The organism is Candidatus Methylacidiphilales bacterium, from assembly GCA_033875315.1.
Classification (GTDB): Bacteria; Verrucomicrobiota; Verrucomicrobiia; order Methylacidiphilales; family CAZTYG01; genus JANRJG01.
Map to the genome: position 1 here is coordinate 1 of JANRJG010000032.1, position 17469 is coordinate 17469.

Here is a 17469-nt window from a genome sequence, read left to right on the forward strand (position 1 = left end):
GGCTTTTTGGCCCCAGCCCGGAGGGTGATGGCGGCACCTGCCCGCCCCCTTCGTCGTCCCTTCCTTGCGTATCTCGTCCCGATATGCGCGGTCACTCCTCCTCGGGCCCGGGCAGGTGGCACTCATCACGCGGGCCACGGGAGTTATCCGGATGCGCTCTAAGGACTGCCGTTTGAATCTGATGTTTTGAGGCATCGCACACTTTCCTCATTCAACGTTGCCTCAGCACTGGTGGAATGGCCCGTCCTGCAGCGCCAAACGCGACCCATCAGACTAGCCCCCAAGAAGCCACCTTCATATTTGCCCAGGCAAAGCCCATAATTGCTACGGCATTAAACTTTACACAGACCTGCCGGCGACTAACGTATTGCGATGAAGTTAGGCAGGGTTTTTCTGATGCTTTCTTGGCTCTGTGCCCTTGCAGACATCCAGGCGGCCTCGGTTTATCGGGGCTCGCAGTACTTGCTGGTGTCTCCTGTCTCGCCCAAAACCTACGGAGATGCCCCTTTTTCCCTCAATGTCCAAGCCAGCTCCGGCCTTCCCGTGGTCTTGACCCTGGTCAGCGGGCCTGCCGCACTGAGCGGAAACCAGACCGTCACCCTGACCGGAGCCGGGGTGGTTCGTATCCGTGCCAGCCAGGCGGGTAATGCCGACCTCAAGCCCGTGGTTCGCGACGTGCAGTTCGCGGTCAAACCCGCCCTCCTGACCGCCACCGCAGACAACCAGTGGATCTACGTCGGCGCCGCCCTCCCGGCATTCACCGTTTCCTACTCGGGCTTTGTCAACGGAGACGGGCCTTCGGTATTGACGACCGTGCCGCGGGCCACCTGTAAGGCCAAGAACACCAGTGCCGCCGGAAATTTCCCCATCCAACTTTCCCAGACCAAGGCCGCGAATTACCTCTGCAAGTCGGTCAGTGGGACGCTCTCTATCCGGTCTTCCTCAAGCGGTTCCGGCTCGTTTTCCGGCGGGTCTTTATCGTTAGGTTCCGGCTCGCTTTCCGGTGCGACTTTATTAATCAATCCGGGATCTGGTGTAGGCTCTATAATCAAACAGGGCAACTCAACCCTGAACTTATCCGGAAACTTGACCGTCAACAGTGGCTCTCTCGTTGTGGGTGGAACCACGAGCCTTACCTCTACATTCACCACCCATTTCGTGTACGGCGCAGGCGTCTCTGGCATCCTGACGATCGCAAGTCAATCGGTTCCCGCCGGTCGGGATGCGGTCTTCTTGGTGCCCACCGTCGGTCTTTCGAGCCTGCCGGTCACCTACCAATGGCAAATCTCTACCGACCAGGGCGGCACTTGGACTGATCTTTTGGAAAACGCGACTTACACCGGAGTGCAGACAGCGACATTGACCGTCCGGGGAGTCGACCCCTTGATGAACGGTCACCGCTTCAAATGCCGGCTCACCGGGACCCAACTCATCACCAGCTCAGCCTTCCTGACCGTGCAGTCACCGTGATGGCGGTCCGTCCATGGCCTTGAATTTTTCAAGGCATTCACACCTTCTTTATTCAACTTTGCCGCGGGGCCAGCTTGATTTCCCGTCCTTTCCAGAATCAGCTCACGGTCCAGCTCGTAGAAAAAAGTTCGTCTCTCGGCGATCCCCGTGGCGCATGAGGTGGTAGTAGGCCCCGGCATATTCCACTCTAGAGCATTTTGCATTTAATCTGCCACTCGTTCTCGTGCTCTTTCTCATTCTCGTGCTCTCTGAATGGGAGAGAACGTGCACGAGAGCGAGTAAGAGAAACGAGTTAAAACCACTGCTAATTAAACGCAAAGCGCTGTAGTTTGGCGCGCCATGTGTTTCGCCCTGCCCGCATCACAAACCTAGGTCAATGCTCGGATTCACGGGCTGCCACCCCCACCCCACGGACCCGCCATTGAACCCGACCGAGGGTTACCGGGAGACCCCGGCGGAAAATTCGGCGGCGCGGGCTGTAGGCAGCTTTAGGCCGCGAGCGAATGGATCAATCATCGTCATCTGTCTAAATTGGAATGGCCCTCGTTTACGTGGGGTCAACGCAGCATGACCCTGCCTGACGGACCTTAAATCCTCTCGAGAATGAAATTCCGGATTTCGCGACTGGTCCTCTCCCAATCGGATTCAAGGCCGGTGGCATTCAAGCCCGTAGCCACCCATCCCCCGGCGAGCCATCCTGGCTGCGCATTCGATCCTCCCGTAGTCTTGAATGTGGCAACTGGCGAAGTGCTGGAAAAAGATAAATCGTAGATCCGCACAATCGTCTCGACTTTGGTCCCGCCAGCGCCGAATCCGACCCCCATCCGCAAGGCACGACTGCCCTGATTCACGCGGGTAAATTCACCACTGATGAGCATCCCAGAGGTGGGTAACGTATCCGGAGTGGCGTAAGTGGGGGCCACCTCAGGGAGGCGTTCGATCATCATGCGTTGCAATTCAAGGCTGGCATTAGTCTTGAAAACCTCCAAATCGTTGCCAGCTCGGTCGACCTTCCAGATCCCTTTTGTGTGGTCGAACTGACTCACGTAGATGGCCGCAGGACGGCTGAGTGGCTGCGTGGTTTGCACGGATCGTTCGTCAACTTTGACGGATGCACAGCTTGTGAGTATGAAGCACAGTCCTAGGGCGGTCGGGAGATATTTCATAAAGGGGGGATTCAAGGGTTCCAACGTGAAGCAGGCTCAGTTTGAGCGCTTAACCTATCCAATTCTCCCAATCAAGGCAAGGCAAGACAACCCACGGGACCGAAGATGAAATAGAGGGTCGACCCTCGAGGGCCTGCCATGCGCCAGGCTAACAAAGCGATACCGCCTTGTGCGTTTGCCCGAAACGGGATTCTTAGTGCTGTGGTCTGTTTGTGCTGCGCACCGTATACCTTGGCCCTTGGCGGAATGGCGCTGTTGGTTTAGGTTATCTCCCTCATGTTCACCCATCCAGAGCATTACGACGTCGTGGTCGCGGGCGCGGGGCACGCGGGCTGCGAGGCGGCGCTGGCGGCGGCCCGGATGGGGTGTCGCACACTGATGCTGACCATGAACCTGGACACCATCGCCCAGATGAGTTGCAACCCGGCCATCGGCGGCCTGGCCAAGGGCCACCTGGTCCGGGAGATCGACGCCCTCGGCGGGGAGATGGGCCTGAACACCGACGCCACCGGCATCCAGTTCCGCATGCTCAACGCCTCCAAGGGCCCGAGCGTCCGCGCCCCTCGGGCTCAAGCCGATAAGAAGGCCTACCAATTCCGGATGAAGCACACCCTGGAACAGCAGGAAAACCTCGACCTGCAACAGGGCCTGATCAGTCAGTTGGAAGTGGAAGACGGTCGAGTGGTAGCCGTGCAGACCCCGATGGGCGTGCGGTATCACACCCGCACGGTGGTCATCACCACCGGGACTTTCCTTCGCGCCCTCATGCACGTCGGTTTGCGCAACGCCCAGGGGGGCCGGATGGGCGACGGCGTCAGCGGCTTTTCCGACTGCCTGCGCGAACTTGGCTTCCAAGTCGAGCGCCTGAAGACCGGCACACCTCCGCGGCTGAATGGCCGGACGATCAACTTCGCCGGTCTCCAGCGCCAGGACGGCGACACCCCTCCCCCCTCCTTCAGCTACCTGGCCGATACGATCGAAAAAGGCCCGCAGGACCTCTTCACGTTGAACTCGTGGAAGAAGGACCCGGCATTGTTCCACGTGGAACATCGCCCCTGCTGGATCACCCACACCAACGCCCGCACGGCCGAGATCATCCGGGCCAACCTCGATCAGTCGCCGCTCTACTGCGGGATCATCCAAGGCATCGGTCCCCGTTACTGTCCCTCGATCGAAGACAAGATCGTCCGTTTTGCCGACAAGGCCAGCCACCAGGTCTTCCTCGAACCCGAGGGGCTGCACACGGCGGAGTATTACATCAACGGCTGTTCGACCAGCCTGCCCATCGAGGCCCAGTATGGCTTCATCCGTTCGATTCCCGGATTGGAGCATGTCGAGATCATCCGTCCGGGTTATGCGGTGGAGTATGACTTCTGCCCGCCGACCCAACTGCATCCCACCCTGGAAACGAAACCCGTGGGCGGGCTCTACTTTGCCGGTCAAATCAACGGCACCTCGGGCTACGAAGAAGCGGCGGCGCAGGGCCTGATGGCCGGAATCAACGCCGCCCTCCAGGTGCAAGGAAAGGCCCCACTGATCCTGGGTCGCCACCAGGCCTACATCGGGGTCTTGATCGACGACCTCGTGACCAAGGGCACCAAGGAGCCGTATCGCATGTTCACCTCGCGGGCCGAATACCGGCTCCTCCTGCGCCAAGACAACGCCGACCTCCGCCTGAGCGAAATCGGGGCCGGGATCGGCCTGGCCACGCCCGAGCGCTTGTCCCGCACCCAGGCCAAAGCCCGGGCCATCGATGACCTCAAAGCCCGGCTGGAAGCCACCCGCAAAGATGGCCAAAGCCTGGCCCACTGGCTGAAGAAGCCCGACTTCACTTGGGCCGATCTACCCGAAATGTTCCACGTGGAACCTTCCGAGATTGCCGAGCAGGTGCAGACGGACATCAAGTATGCCGGCTACATTCAACGCGAGATGGGGATCATCGAACGGACACGTGGGATGGAGGACCGGGCGATTCCCGACTGGGTGGACTACGACCAGATCCAGGGTTTGAAGACGGAGGCACGGATCAAGCTGAAGGAGATCCGCCCGGCGTCGTTCGGCCAGGCTTCGCGCATTTCCGGGATCAACCCGACCGACCTTTCCATCCTGGCCATCTGGGTCAAGCGGGGGCGGCCCGAGGCGACCCCGATTTCTTGAGCAAGGGTTCACCGCGAGCGGATGCCGTGAGGCTCGCGCAGAGGCGCTGAGACGCTGAGACGCTGAGGGAAAAAGCGTTTTGCGCTTAATCTGCTAATCGTTCTCTTACTCTTACTCTTTCTCATTCTCTCATGGATGGAGAGAACGAGCACGAGAGCGAGTAAGAGAAACGATTGGGAATTGCCGCCCATTGAATGGGAAGCGCTCTAGAAGCAGCCGTCAACGCAGCGGCAGGATGATGTTCGATCCACCCTGACCGGTGACCACGCTTTGGGGGGTCTTGCCGTCCCATTTCTTGACGATTTCCAAGTCGATGACGCGGGGGGAATTGGCCAGGGCTTCGCCCTTGATCTTGACCGATTCGGCTTCGGCCTTGGCGTTGACGAGGGTGATCTCGGCTTCCTTGCGGGCCTTCTGAAGTTCATACTCTTTGGCCAGGGCCTGCTGCTCGGTGACTTGCTTGAGTTCGATCGCGCGCTCGAGTTCGTCGGTGAGATCGATGTTGGTGATCGGGATGTCGCGCACGTCGATGAGTCCGGCCAGTTCCTGTTGAACCTTGCCGAGGACGGTCTGTTTGATCTTCTCGCGGCTCTTGACCAACTCTTCGGCCTTGTAGAGGGCGGTCACTTGCTTGACCGCTTCCTGGACGCGGGGTTCGACCAAAGTGGCGTAGGGATTGCCGGCGTATTGTTGAAAGAGTTCGACCACCTTGGTTTCCGGGATGCGGTAGAGCACGGCGTAGGAAACCTGCACCGTTTGCAGGTCGGAGCTGAAACTGGAGGCGGTGCCGCCCTGGGTGATTTGCTGCACCGGCATCTTGATGATGGATTCCATGAACGGCTTCTTGAAGGTCAAGCCCTCGCCGCGGGCCACCGGATCCACCTTGCCCAGAGTCACGGAAACGCCGCGATGGCCCGGTGGGACAATACTCCAGCAGCCGAAAAGCAACAACAGTCCCAAAAACAAAAGGCCCAACACGCCGAAGGCCCCAAATCCCAGCATCGTCCGTCCATTATCTTCATAGCTCATATGTAACTCCTTGATGTTGTGTAATTAAGAATGGTTCACGGGCCGGGGGCGGCCAGGTCGGGCAGGGGAATGGCCATTTCGTCCCGGGGCCGGAAACTTTGCACCAACCAGTCGATGGCCCAGTCCACCGCCGCCGCACCACCCCAGGCGATGAGGGCAAACAGGGCCACGGTGATCAGGAAAAAGATCAACCCAACCAATGCGGTGACCCCATCGTGTTCCACCATGGCACAAGCCAGCAGGACCACGGTAAAGGCCGGGAAGACGTTGGTGAAGGGGATGGGCAGGGGGAGCATGAGGAGGAACCCACAGATGGCGATCATGCCCCCGGCCACGCGGCGGCCCGGTTCGTGATCCATGATCCAATGCAAGCGCGAGCCCATCAGCGTTTCCAACATCGACAACACCCCGGCGACCGAACGCAGCAGCGGGCCGAAGATGCGGGGCGAAACCCGGTGCCCGGCGATGACCCCAGGGAGATTCTCGCTCTGGCGGAAGAGCGAACGGAAACCCAGGATCATGATGGCAAAACCGAAAGGGGTGGAGAGTCCGGGCATGGGGACCGGGAGGCAGAACGGCAGGGCCAGGACCACCAAGAACAGGCACATCCCGCGACCTTGGAGCAGGCGGGAAACCTCGCCCAGGGTGACATCGCCTTCCTTGCAGGCCGCGGCCAAGGCACGCACTTGGGCCGAAAGTCGCTGCCCACCCAGGATCACCGGCGCGTTCGGAAGGGGTGATTCCATTCACCACCACTAGCTAAGAAAAGCCAACAGGCGAGGGGAAAGAAATCCTCACGCGGTCGACTTCTCCCCGGCCGCTTTCCAGAGCGAGAAAGCGATCGAGCCACCGATGAGCAGCACGATGATGCCGAGCGACCAGGTGATCGGGAACTTGCCGTCGAAGGCGGCGTTCAACCAGACCATCTTGAGGCCCACGAACACCAGGACCAGACCCAGGCCGTATTTGAGGTAGCGGAACTTGTGCACGACACCGGCGAGCATGAAATACATGGCCCGCAGACCGAGGATGGCAAAGATGTTCGAGGTGAAGACGATGAGCGGTTCCTTGGTGATGGCGAAGATGGCCGGGACCGAATCGACGGCGAAGACGATGTCGGAAAACTCGATGAAAGCCAGGGCGACAAAGAGCGGGGTGGCGAAGAGCTTGCCGGCTAGGCGGACGAAAAACTTCTGACCGTGGTATTCCGGCGTGACGGGCAGGATTTTTTTCAGCAACCGGATGACGATGTTTTTTTCCGGGTCGATGGGCTTTTCCGGGGCGAAGAGGATCTTGATCCCGGTGGCGATGAGGAAGACGCCGAAGAGCACGACAACCCAGTGGTATTGCATCAGCATGCTGCCCAGACCGATGAAGATGGTGCGGAACAACAGGGCCCCGAGGATGCCGAAGAAGAGGACGCGGTGCTGGTATTTGGGCGGGACGGCGAAGAACGTGAAGACCACGACGAAGACGAAGATGTTGTCGACGGCGAGGGATTTTTCCACGATGTAGCCGGTGAGGAATTCCAAGCCGACCTGCTTGGCGGCCGCGGCGGCGTCGAATCCCGGGATGGCCAGCAAACGGGCGTCCTGGGCGAATTTCCAATCGGCGTAAAAATAGAAAAGCGCGTTGAAGACCAGCGCCAGACCGATCCAGATCACCGTCCAAACGGCGGATTCCTTGAAGCTGACCTCATGGGCCTCGCGGTGGAAGACCCCCAGGTCCAAGGCCAGCATGGCAAAGACAAAGAGGGTGAAGAGTCCATAGAACCACCAGTAGTCGGCGAAGGGGAACAGATAGTAATCAGTCACGGGCGGGCAACGTAGCGGGGGCGATAGGAACGTCAAGGGCCCAAGTGCCGAATTTATCTCCCCACAAACCGCGTGACCGCAAGGGGGGAAACGATATCCTGCACCGCATGCACGGATGGATGTGGGACGCGGTGGTCATTTCCGCTTACGCGGGGATGATCGCCTGGATCGGCTGGAGCCAGCGACGCGGGGGCGACGATGTGCGCGGATTCGCCCTGGGCGACCGCAACATGCCGTGGTGGGCGGTTCTGGCCTCGATTTTGGCCGCAGAAATCAGCGCCGCCACTTTCTTGGGGGCCCCGGGCGAAGGGTTTGCCAAACGCAATTTCACCTACGCCCAACTGGCCATCGGGACCATCCTGGCCCGACTGATCGTGGGCGCCCTGTTCATCCCGGCCTACTACCGGCACGGAGTCGTTTCCATCTACGAATTCCTGGAAATCCGCTTCGGACCACGCACTCGTTCCTGGGCCTCGGCCACCTTCCTGGTCACCCGCCTGCTGGCCAGCGGCACGCGCTTGTATGTATCGGCCATCCTGGTGGCGCTGGCCTTTGAGATGGCCACCGGCAGCAAACCCTCGCCCGCCGGCCAGATGATGATCTACGCCGGGGCGGTCGTGGTCGTCACCCTGGCCACGGCCATCTACACCGCCATCGGCGGCATCAAGGCGGTCATCTGGACCGATCTCCTGCAGGTCGGTGTGCTGGCGGCGGCGGTCTGTTTTTCTATTTATTACTTGTTAAGCGCCATACCCGGCGGACTGGCCGCGGTCACCGGCGATCTCTCGCGTCCCGGGGACATGCTCTTCCTGACCTGGGGCCAACCGGAAGGAACCGGGGCGGGGGCCTGGGTGAAAATGATCTTCGAGGAGGAATACACCCTCTGGACCGCCCTGCTGGGTGCCACCTTCGTCACCCTGGCCACCCACGGCACCGACCAGGACATGGTGCAACGCATGCTCACCGCCCCGGACAAAAAACGCAGCGCCTGGGCCGTGGTCCTGTCCGGAATCATCGACATGCCGGTGGTGCTCTCCTTTCTTTTCATCGGCATCCTCCTGTCCGTCTTCTATCAGGTCCATCCCGACCCGAACCTGCCGGATAAAAACCCGCACGTGTTCCCGTATTTCATCCTGCACGAAATGCCGCCCGGGTTGCGCGGGCTGGTGGTGGCCGGTGTCCTGGCCACGGCCATGGGCTCCCTGAGCACGGCGCTCAATGCCCTGGCCACCTCGTTCTGCCGCGACTGGCTGGGCCATTCGGGGACGGGGGAAGGACAAACGGGTGGAAGTGTCCGCGCCATGCAGACCGCCACCTGGGGATTCGCGGCCCTGCTGGCAGCGGTCGGCATCGCCACCGCTTGGGCGGTGATCCACATCCCCGGTTCGCGCATCATCCCGATTGTGCTGGGCATATTTGGCTACACCTACGGTTCTCTCTTGGGGGTATTCCTCGTCGGCCTGGCCACCCGGACGCGCGGTAGCGATACCGGCAACGCCATCGCCATGGCCTCGGGATTTGTCGTGGTGGCCTGGCTGTGCCGCCTCCCCGAGGTGCCCCTGCATGCCCTTGGTATTCAGATATCCATCCTGCCCGAATGGATGCCCACCCTCGCTTTCCCCTGGCGCGTGACCGCGGGCACCCTGGTCACCGTGTTGGTCGCCCTGGCCTTCCACACTCCGACCTCACGCATGGAATCCATGGCCGCCTCACCCGCCAGGGATTGAAGACCGCCGCATGCGCCTCGTCATCATCCACCATGACCGTCACGACCCGCGGCAAATCGAGGAGTATTACATCCATGCCATGGCCGCCAAATGGGTGGAACGCGGGATCGACGTTTGTCATGTGGCTGGAACCCGCCATCTCCCGCCGGGCGACTTGGCCCTGGTGCACGTCGATCTGAGCGTCGTGCCGGAACGCTTCCTCCGCGCCGCCGCCCGCTATCCCGTGGTCCTCAATGGAAAGATCCGCGACATCCGCAAGACCTCGCTCCCGGGGAGAAACCATGTCCTCGCCTCTCCCACGGACCTCGACGGACCGGTCATGGTCAAAACCAATCTGAACAACGCGGGAGTCCCCGAAAGCAATGCCTACCGCAAAGGTGGTGCCCGGCTGCCCCTGCTGGAGCATTGGGCCCTCTTCCAGGGCCACCGCCTGGGCCGCACGCTCGCCTACCGGATTTATGATTCACCGCGGGCTGTTCCCAGGCACCTCTGGAAGAATCGGGACTTCGTTGTTGAACGCTTCCTTCAGGAAAAAGAGAACGACACCTTCGTGGTGCGAACGGCCTACTTCCTCGGAACGGTGCAGGCGGGATTCAAGTTGATCGGCCCGGACCCCGTCCTGCGATGGCACCAGAAGCTGGTCGAGGAAACCTGTGCCATCGACCCCGAAGTCATTGCCTACCGGGATCGGATTCATTTGGATTACGGAACAATCGATTACATCCTCCGTGAGGGAAAACCGGTCATCCTCGATGTCAACAAAACCGTCGGGGGCCCAACGGCTTCCCTGCTGGATAATCCGCTGACCCACTCGCTGGCGGCGGGGATACCGTCTATCGGTTAGCAGATGGCAACGTTTCGACGCTCCCCCGGCATCCGGATACTCCACATTGACAGACAAAAGGAGCCGCACTCACGTCTTCTGTTTCCAGATCATCAAAAGTGATTTCCTCCCCGCATGGGATATCCCGGAGGGCCACCAGCCGTTTTCCGCGCCACCGGGCGTTGGGCGAACAGGAATGGTTCAAAAAACGGTAGGGTGGTTCCGCATCATAGTGGATGCCATCCATCCGAATCGAGTAACGGGTGGGCGCAGTCAGGGGAATACCCGTCAGCTCTCCCAATACTTCATTCGCAGAAAGCCCGCGCAGGCAAAAAACCCCGACATCCCCACCCGGGCGTGTCCGAACTTCGATCAACTTCGGAAGCGGATCAGCCATTGGTTTCGGAACGGGACGCCCACCAGCGCCTGGCCACTCCGATGACGATCGGAAGCACGGATATGACCACCACCACGAGGATGATGTGGTGGAGTTTTTTGGCCAAGGGGGTCTGGCCGAGGAAGTAACCCAGCCAGAGCATGCTGAAGACCCAGAAGACACCACCCATCACATTGAAGCCGACAAAACGGCGATAGGGCATATCCGCCACTCCGGCGGCGAAGGGAACGAAAGTGCGCATGATGGGCATGAAACGGGCCGCCACCACCGCCTTGCCGCCATGACGGACGTAGAAGTCATGGGCCTCCTGGATGTAGCGCCTCTTGAAGAAGCGTCCATCGGCGCGCTGGAAAATGGCCTGGCCGGTTTTGCGCCCAAGCAAAAAGCCCACCTGGTCACCGATCACCGCTGCCGCCGAAACCGCCAACGACAGCACCCAGATGTTGAAGAGCGGCTGCCCCTGCGCGGCCGGACTGGCCGCGATCACACCGGCGGTGACCAGCAGGGAATCGCCGGGAAGGAAAAAACCCGCCAACAACCCGGTCTCGGCAAAAACGATGGCCACCAGAACCAGCACGCCGCCGGAAAGGATGATCTGCGTGATGCCGTCGGTGGAGTAGAGGGAATGGAGCCAGTGGGAAAAGGTCTCGATCATGTCCGGTGGTGATAGCAGCGCACCCATCTCCCGGCAACTGCCAATCAAAGGCGGCGGATAGATCCGAATGGGATCTAACTCCAAATCACCTTGAGTAGGCGATAATGCGCCTTACGGGAGGGCGAAGCTCCTGGCTCCCCCGCAAGCGTGCGGGGCTGAGCCGCGTCTGGTATTCCGACCTGAACCCGGCTCGGCGGGAGCCTCGCCCTCCCGAAGAACCCGTCTCCCAGTCAATGTGATTTGGTATAAGCAGGATCCATGCAGTTCACCGCAAAGGACGCGAAGAACGCGAAGCAAAAACTTATGGCATTGAGGGCATTATAAAGCAGTTCAACCCCGATAAGGATCGGGGTTGAATTGAAACTCACTGATCGGTGAATCGAAAAGTTGCCTGGTAGAAGTCCGAAGGACTTCGCGAGCTTAGCGCCCTTCGCGGTGAACAGCTGCTTAGTTACGGATACCCGACAGGTCGCGGGCGGTTTCGACCAGGCGGAGGTATTCGCTGCGGTAGCCCTGGGGGTCTTCTCCCAAGCCGGCGCGACCAAGGGCCAAGACCTGTCCCCAGTTCGAGGCGCCGGCATGGGGGGACTCGCGCAGAAGCATCCCGAAGGAAGCCACCGAGGCGGCGAATTTGAAATCAGGTGATGCCTTCTGCCACGTGTTGCCCCCATCTTTGACGGCAAAGGTTTGTAATTTGCTCTCATCTTCCTTGGGTTCTTTGTAGCGGATTTTCAGGAACAAGAGTTCGTTGCTGCTGGATTTCAAGCTTCCCGTTTCAGGTTTCCGGTTTTCGGCCAGGTAGCGGTGGGCCTCTGGGGCAGAGGGGATTTCTCCTCCGGCGGGGACAATTTCATAGAGCACGGTGACGGTATGGCCTGCGCCGACTTCGCCTGCGTCTTTGGTGTCGTCGTTGAAGTCCTGGCGGGCCAGTTGGCGGTTCTCGTAGCCGATCTGGCGCCAGGCGGCGACCTGGGCCGGGTTGAATTCGATCTGAAATTTGACGTCCTTGGCCACGGTGACGAGGGTGCCGGAGAGTTGTTCGACGAAGGCCTTGCGGGCTTCGGCGAAGCTGTCGATGTAGCCGTAGGCGCCGTTGCCCTTGTCGGCCAGTTGTTCGAGGGTGGCGTCCTTGAGGTTGCCCATGCCGAAGCCGTAGATGTTGAGGAAGACGCCCTCTTTCCGCTTGCGCTCGATGAGGGAGACGAGGTCCTCGCGGTCGGTCACACCGACGTTGAAATCGCCGTCGGTGCAGAGGATGACGCGGTTGATGCCGTTTTCACGGTAGTGTTCCGCGGCCACGCGGTAGGCCAGGCGGATGCCGCCCTCGCCGTTGGTGGAACCCCCGGCCTGCATGCGGTCGATGGCCTCGAGGATGGCGGCCTTGTCGGCGGTGGAATCGAGGACCAACCCGGTGGACCCGGCATAGACCACGATGGCCACCCGGTCGCGTTTTTCCAGATTACGGGTCAGGAGCTTGAGGGCTTTCTGCACGAGCGGGAGCTTGTTTTCCGAACTCATCGAGCCGGAGACATCGACGAGGAAGACCAGATTCATGGGCGGACGTTCCTGGGCGGCCACATCCTGGGCCCGGAGGCCGACGCGGACCAGGCGGTGCTGGGGGGCCCAGGGGGCGGAGGCGATTTCCACCGAGGTGGCGAAGGGGCCGCGTTCCGCCTTGCGGGGGTAGTCGTAGGGGAAGTAGTTGAGCAATTCCTCGATGCGGACGGCGTCGCGGGGCGGGAGCTGGCCGTCCTGGAGGAAACGACGGACGTTGCTGTAGGAAGCGGTGTCGACGTCGGCGCCAAAGGTGGAGGTGCCGCTTTCGATGTCGGCCACGCGTTTGAAAGCATTGTCGCGAAGGGCTTCATAGGCTTCCCCGGGGGCCTCGGCGCGGGTTTCGGGTTTTTTGTCACGGAAGTCGTTTGAATAATCCGCGTCGGCAATGCCGAATGCAGCGGTGTCTTGCTTAACCTTTTCCACTTGGCGGCGTGACCTCTCATCCACGCGATTGAGCTGATCTTTGGACTTCTCCCCTGCCGCTCGGCCGTAGCCCGAGGAGGAACCGGAAGCCCCGGCCACCGCAGCTGCGCTCGTCGGAGCGGTGGTGACCGCCGGGAGAGCCGGTGCGGCTGAGGGGGTGACAATACTGCGGTTGCTCAGGTTGCTGGAGAGCACGCTGACATCCGAAGCAGCGGGCGCGGATGAAATGAGTGGCTCTGTAGCCCCCTGAGCGAGAAGTTCATCGCCCAAAGGTTTCTCGCTGACTTTAGCCTCCTCGGGCGCTTCTTCGTCCAATCGGATTCCGGACCATACTTCCTTTTTTTGATCTACCGGCTTGAGAACACCCATTTCTGTTGGATTTGGATGATTGGTATTCATTGCATCGGTGAACACCCACAGCCAGGCGCCGAGGCACAGGACCAGCGTCGCACCGGCCCAACTGCCCGCCGGGGAAAACGGCTGCGGCAGCCAGGCCCAGCGGCGGGTGGGTTTCTTTTCACCGCTCATGGCGCGGTGGACCTTATCCCGCTGGGCCATGCTCAGGCCGAGGTCGGCGGCTTCCAAGGGAAGCGCCCCGCTGAAGAGCGAGGCGCTTTCTTTCATTTCCTCCACCGCGCGGGCCAGGTCGGGCGAGTCGTGGATTTCTTGTTCAAACTTCGTTTTGTCGCGCTCGTTCATTTCGCCGAGCACGTAGGCGGTCAGGCGGGGATCTTCGTAAATTGTTTTCATTTGTGGTGGTCCTTTTTTATTGCCGGGCTCCGGGTTCCTGGAGGCGGTCGCGGAGTTCGCGCACGGCGGAGTGGATGATGAACCCGATGTTGCTTTCGCTCAGGCCGGTGACTTTGCGGATTTCTTTGTAACTGAGGCCGTGGAGGAATTTCAGGCGCACGACCTCCTGTTGTTTGGGGGTGAGTTTCCCCAGGGTTTCCCAGACCTGGGCCAGGCGCGGGTCGGGGGTTTCGGTGCCGGGGTGGGGCAGGGTGTCCTCGACGCTGTCGAGTTCGTCCTGGGGGTAGCGCTTGCGGGCGCGGAGGATGTCGAGGGCGCGGTTGCGGGCCACCCGGTAAAGCCAGGCCCCCGGGGGGTCGCCGACCTTGCGGGGTTCCTGTTGGCAGAGCTTGAGGAAGCTGTCCTGGGCCACGTCGCGCGCCGTTTCCCAGTCGCCGACAAACTGCTGGGCGTAGTGGATCAGGCGCGATTCATAGGCGGTGAACGATTCCTGCAGCCAGGAGGCGTGGGGCTTGTCCATGGTCGCGGTCATGAGGGTATGGAAGGTTGCATTCGAAGTCCATGACGCGCTGGCGGGGAGGAATCTTAGAAAAATGTCAGAAATCCGGGGAGAGGATTCCCCGGCTGCAGAATGATTCTCAAGCAACGGGATCGAGTTCGGCCAGCTTGAGGGCGAAGTCGGCCGATTGGAGTTCGGCCAGGAGTTCCCCGATGTCCCCTTCCATGAATCCGGAAAGATTGTGCATGGTGTAGTTGATCCGGTGGTCGGTGATGCGGTTTTGGGGATAATTGTAGGTGCGGATCTTTTCGTTGCGGTCGCCGGTGCCAATCTGCTTTTTCCGGTGGGCGGCGTATTTGGCGGCTTCCTCGGCCTGCTTTTGTTCAAGCAAGCGGGTGCGGAGGATGTTGAGGGCCTTTTCCTTGTTCTTGAGCTGGGAGCGGCCGTCCTGGCAACGGACGATCATGCCGGTCGGTTTGTGCAGGACTTGGACGGCGGAGTCGGTGGTGTTGACCCCCTGCCCTCCAGGGCCCCCGGCCCGGCAGACCTCGATGCGGAGGTCGTCGGGTTTGAGTTCGATGTCGACTTCCTCGGCCTCGGGCAGCACGGCCACGGTGGCGGCGGAGGTGTGGATGCGGCCTTGATTCTCGGTGGCGGGAACGCGCTGGACGCGGTGGACCCCGCTTTCGAAGCGGAGGGCGCGGAAGACGTTGGTCCCGACCACGCTGAAGATGATTTCCTTGTAACCTCCGGCCTCGCCCGGACTGCAGTCCATGACATCGAGTTTCCACCCGGTGCGCTCGGCGTAGCGTGAATACATGCGGAAGAGGTCGGCGGCAAAGAGTCCGGCCTCATCTCCCCCGGTGCCGGCACGGATTTCCACGATGGTGTTGCGGTCCTCGTGGGGGTCGGCGGGAAGGATGAAGGTCAGGAGCTCGCGCTCGGCCAGGGGGAGGCGGGCCTCGAGGCTGGGAATTTCCTCTTTGGCCATCTGCGCCAGGTCGGGGTCGTTGCCGGAGGCCATTTCCCGATTGTCGGCCAGATCACGTCCGATTTTTTCCCATGCCGCCGCGGCGGCCAAGGCGGCCTTGAGACGGCTGTGTTCCTTGGTCAGCTTCTGTGCGCTGGCCGGGTCGTCGTAAAGTGTGGGGGAACCGAGGAGGTCCTCCAATTCGGCGAAACGCTTGCGGAAGCGGGTGGTGTGGGGGGTGAAGTCCATGAAGGATTTCTGATTTTAGATTTCTGATTTCTGATTTTGGAATGGGGAGTGAGTAACGCGCTGATCGCTGAAAGCCGAAAGCAAGGGTTGGAGAGCCGCTCGCCCTTCTATGACAAAACAAAAGGACAGGCTCCACGGGGGAGGCCTGTCCTTTGAGGTGCGCCTTTGGGAAGGGGCGCTTCCGGTGTGTTCGCTATTTGCGCTTCTTCGGCTTGGAAGCAGCGGCCGTGAGGGTGGTGCTGAAGCGCTTCTTGAACTTGTCGATGCGTCCGGCGGTGTCGACGAACTTCTGGGTGCCGGTGAAGAAGGGGTGGCAGGCGGCACAAATGCCGATGCGGATGTCCTGGACGGTGGAACGGGTGTGGTAGGTGGCCCCGCAGGCGCAGGTCACGGTGGCTTCTAGGTATTCGGGATGGATTCCGGCTTTCATGGTGTGTTCCTTAAAGTGAGCCGGAAATCAAACCAGCTTCCGCGCGATGACGCAAGAATTATGTCCGCCAAAGCCGAAGGAGTTGTTCATGGCGACGCGGACATCCTTGTGGCGGGCGGTTTTGGGGACGTAGTCGAGATCGCACTCGGGGTCGGGCTCGTCGAGGTTGATGGTGGGGGGGACGTCCCCGGTTTCGATGGCCTTGAGGCAGACGGCCATTTCCACGGCCCCGGCGGCACCCAGGAGGTGGCCGATCATGGATTTGGTCGAGTTGACCCAGGTCTTGCGGGCGGCCTCTTCTCCGAGGGCCAGTTTGAGGGCTTTGGTTTCAGCGATGTCGCCGAGATTGGTCGAGGTGGCGTGGGCGTTGATGTAGTCGACTTCCGCCCCGTTGACCCCGGCATGGCGCATGGCGCTGGTGATGGCGCGGGCCACCCCGCTGCCGTCGGGGGTCGGGCTGGTCATGTGGTAGGCATCGCAGCTGGCGCCGTAACCGGCGATTTCCCCGTAAATACGGGCCCCGCGTTTTTTCGCATGTTCGAGCTCTTCCAGAATGAGGATGCCGGCGCCCTCACCGAGGACAAAGCCATCGCGGTCCTTGTCCCAGGGCCGGGAGGCTTTTTCCGGGGCATCGTTGCGGGTGCTGAGGGCCTTCATCGAGCCGAAGCCGCAGAGGCCGAGGGGCACGACGGCGGCCTCGCTGCCGCCGGCGATCATGACGTCGGCTTCATCATCGCGGATCTGGCGCCAGGCCTCGCCGATGGACTGGTTGGAGGTGGCGCAGGCCGTGACGATGGCGAAGTTGGGTCCTTGAAAATTGAAATCGATGGCGATCAGGCCGGAGGCGATGTTGCTGATCATCATGGGGATCATGAAGGGGGAGACGCGACCCGGGCCCTTGTCGCGAAGAACGGAGTGTTGTTCCTCAAGGGTCTGGAGTCCACCGATACCGGAGCCGACGATGACGCCGCAGCGGGTGGGATCGAGGCGGGCGGGGTCGAGGCCGGAGTCGGCGAAGGCCTGCTTGGTGGCACCGAAGGCCAGCTGGGTGTAGCGGTCGCAGCGGCGGGCGTCCTTGGGATTCTTGAAGGCGCCGGCGGGTTCAAAGCCCTTCACTTCCCCGGCGAAGGTGGTGGAGTAGCCGGTGGCGTCGAAGCGGGTGATGGGGGCAATGCCGCTGCGACCGGCCAGGAGGTTGGCCCAAGTGGAGGGCAGGTCGTTGCCCAAGGGGGTCAGGACCCCGATGCCGGTTACCACGATGCGTCTGCCACTCATTCGGAATCGATTCTCCGCACAGTTGAAACAACAAGGGCACCCGGAGCGGGTGCCCTGTCACGACAGCCTAGCTGAACA

14 protein-coding genes are annotated in these 17469 nt (G+C 61.0%); 4 read left to right on the forward strand and 10 right to left on the reverse strand.

Going from position 1 to position 17469, the window contains the following annotated elements:
* The first annotated feature begins 372 nt into the window (after positions 1-372).
* Positions 373-1470 carry an MBG domain-containing protein gene (locus SFU85_09505; GenBank protein MDX6767015.1) on the forward strand — a complete coding sequence of 366 codons (1098 nt, stop codon included), beginning with the start codon at positions 373-375 and terminating at the stop codon, positions 1468-1470.
* A 587-nt stretch (positions 1471-2057) separates the two neighbouring features.
* Here the strand turns inward: SFU85_09505 and SFU85_09510 are convergent.
* Positions 2058-2636: a DUF4410 domain-containing protein gene (locus SFU85_09510; protein ID MDX6767016.1), complete on the reverse strand. Its 579-nt coding sequence runs from the start codon at positions 2634-2636 to the stop codon at positions 2058-2060.
* A gap of 276 nt (positions 2637-2912) precedes the next feature.
* Here SFU85_09510 and mnmG point away from each other — a divergent pair, with 276 nt between their 5' ends.
* Positions 2913-4793, forward strand: a complete 1881-nt coding sequence (gene mnmG / locus SFU85_09515) for a tRNA uridine-5-carboxymethylaminomethyl(34) synthesis enzyme MnmG (protein MDX6767017.1) — start codon at positions 2913-2915, stop codon at positions 4791-4793.
* Positions 4794-5012: 219 nt separating this feature from the next.
* Here the strand turns inward: mnmG and SFU85_09520 are convergent, their stop codons facing one another.
* Genes SFU85_09520 through SFU85_09530 form a run of 3 tightly spaced genes read right to left on the reverse strand, consistent with a single transcriptional unit; the run spans position 5013 to position 7636 of the window.
* Positions 5013-5822, reverse strand: coding sequence for a prohibitin family protein (locus tag SFU85_09520; protein ID MDX6767018.1), 810 nt, complete (start codon positions 5820-5822; stop codon positions 5013-5015).
* A 35-nt stretch (positions 5823-5857) separates the two neighbouring features.
* Complete coding sequence (locus tag SFU85_09525) at positions 5858-6568, reverse strand: exopolysaccharide biosynthesis protein (GenBank protein ID MDX6767019.1); 711 nt, start codon at positions 6566-6568, stop codon at positions 5858-5860.
* A gap of 48 nt (positions 6569-6616) precedes the next feature.
* Entirely contained in the window at positions 6617-7636 is a 1020-nt protein-coding gene (locus SFU85_09530; GenBank protein MDX6767020.1) for a TerC family protein, read from the reverse strand.
* Positions 7637-7680: 44 nt separating this feature from the next.
* On the opposite strand from SFU85_09530, the gene SFU85_09535 reads away from it, so the two are divergent.
* On the forward strand, positions 7681-9363 hold the full coding sequence (locus tag SFU85_09535; GenBank protein MDX6767021.1) for a sodium:solute symporter: 1683 nt from the start codon (positions 7681-7683) through the stop codon (positions 9361-9363).
* 10 nt (positions 9364-9373) lie between these two features.
* The gene (locus SFU85_09540; protein ID MDX6767022.1) at positions 9374-10207 is read left to right on the forward strand and encodes a hypothetical protein; all 834 of its coding nucleotides are present in this window, start codon (positions 9374-9376) and stop codon (positions 10205-10207) included.
* Between the two features lie 368 nt (positions 10208-10575).
* Here SFU85_09540 and SFU85_09545 read toward each other — a convergent pair whose 3' ends face one another.
* From SFU85_09545 to fabF, 6 genes are all read right to left on the reverse strand, one after another.
* A complete protein-coding gene (locus tag SFU85_09545; protein ID MDX6767023.1) occupies positions 10576-11238 on the reverse strand; it encodes a VTT domain-containing protein in 663 nt (220 codons plus the stop codon).
* Positions 11239-11685: 447 nt separating this feature from the next.
* Positions 11686-13968 carry a VWA domain-containing protein gene (locus SFU85_09550; GenBank protein MDX6767024.1) on the reverse strand — a complete coding sequence of 761 codons (2283 nt, stop codon included), beginning with the start codon at positions 13966-13968 and terminating at the stop codon, positions 11686-11688.
* A 16-nt stretch (positions 13969-13984) separates the two neighbouring features.
* On the reverse strand, positions 13985-14500 hold the full coding sequence (locus SFU85_09555) for a sigma-70 family RNA polymerase sigma factor (protein ID MDX6767025.1): 516 nt from the start codon (positions 14498-14500) through the stop codon (positions 13985-13987).
* 106 nt (positions 14501-14606) lie between these two features.
* Positions 14607-15686, reverse strand: coding sequence for a peptide chain release factor 1 (gene prfA, locus SFU85_09560; protein MDX6767026.1), 1080 nt, complete (start codon positions 15684-15686; stop codon positions 14607-14609).
* Between the two features lie 193 nt (positions 15687-15879).
* Positions 15880-16116, reverse strand: a complete 237-nt coding sequence (gene rpmE / locus SFU85_09565; GenBank protein MDX6767027.1) for a 50S ribosomal protein L31 — start codon at positions 16114-16116, stop codon at positions 15880-15882.
* 27 nt (positions 16117-16143) lie between these two features.
* The gene (gene fabF / locus SFU85_09570; GenBank protein ID MDX6767028.1) at positions 16144-17391 is read right to left on the reverse strand and encodes a beta-ketoacyl-ACP synthase II; all 1248 of its coding nucleotides are present in this window, start codon (positions 17389-17391) and stop codon (positions 16144-16146) included.
* Between the last annotated feature and the right edge of the window lie 78 nt (positions 17392-17469).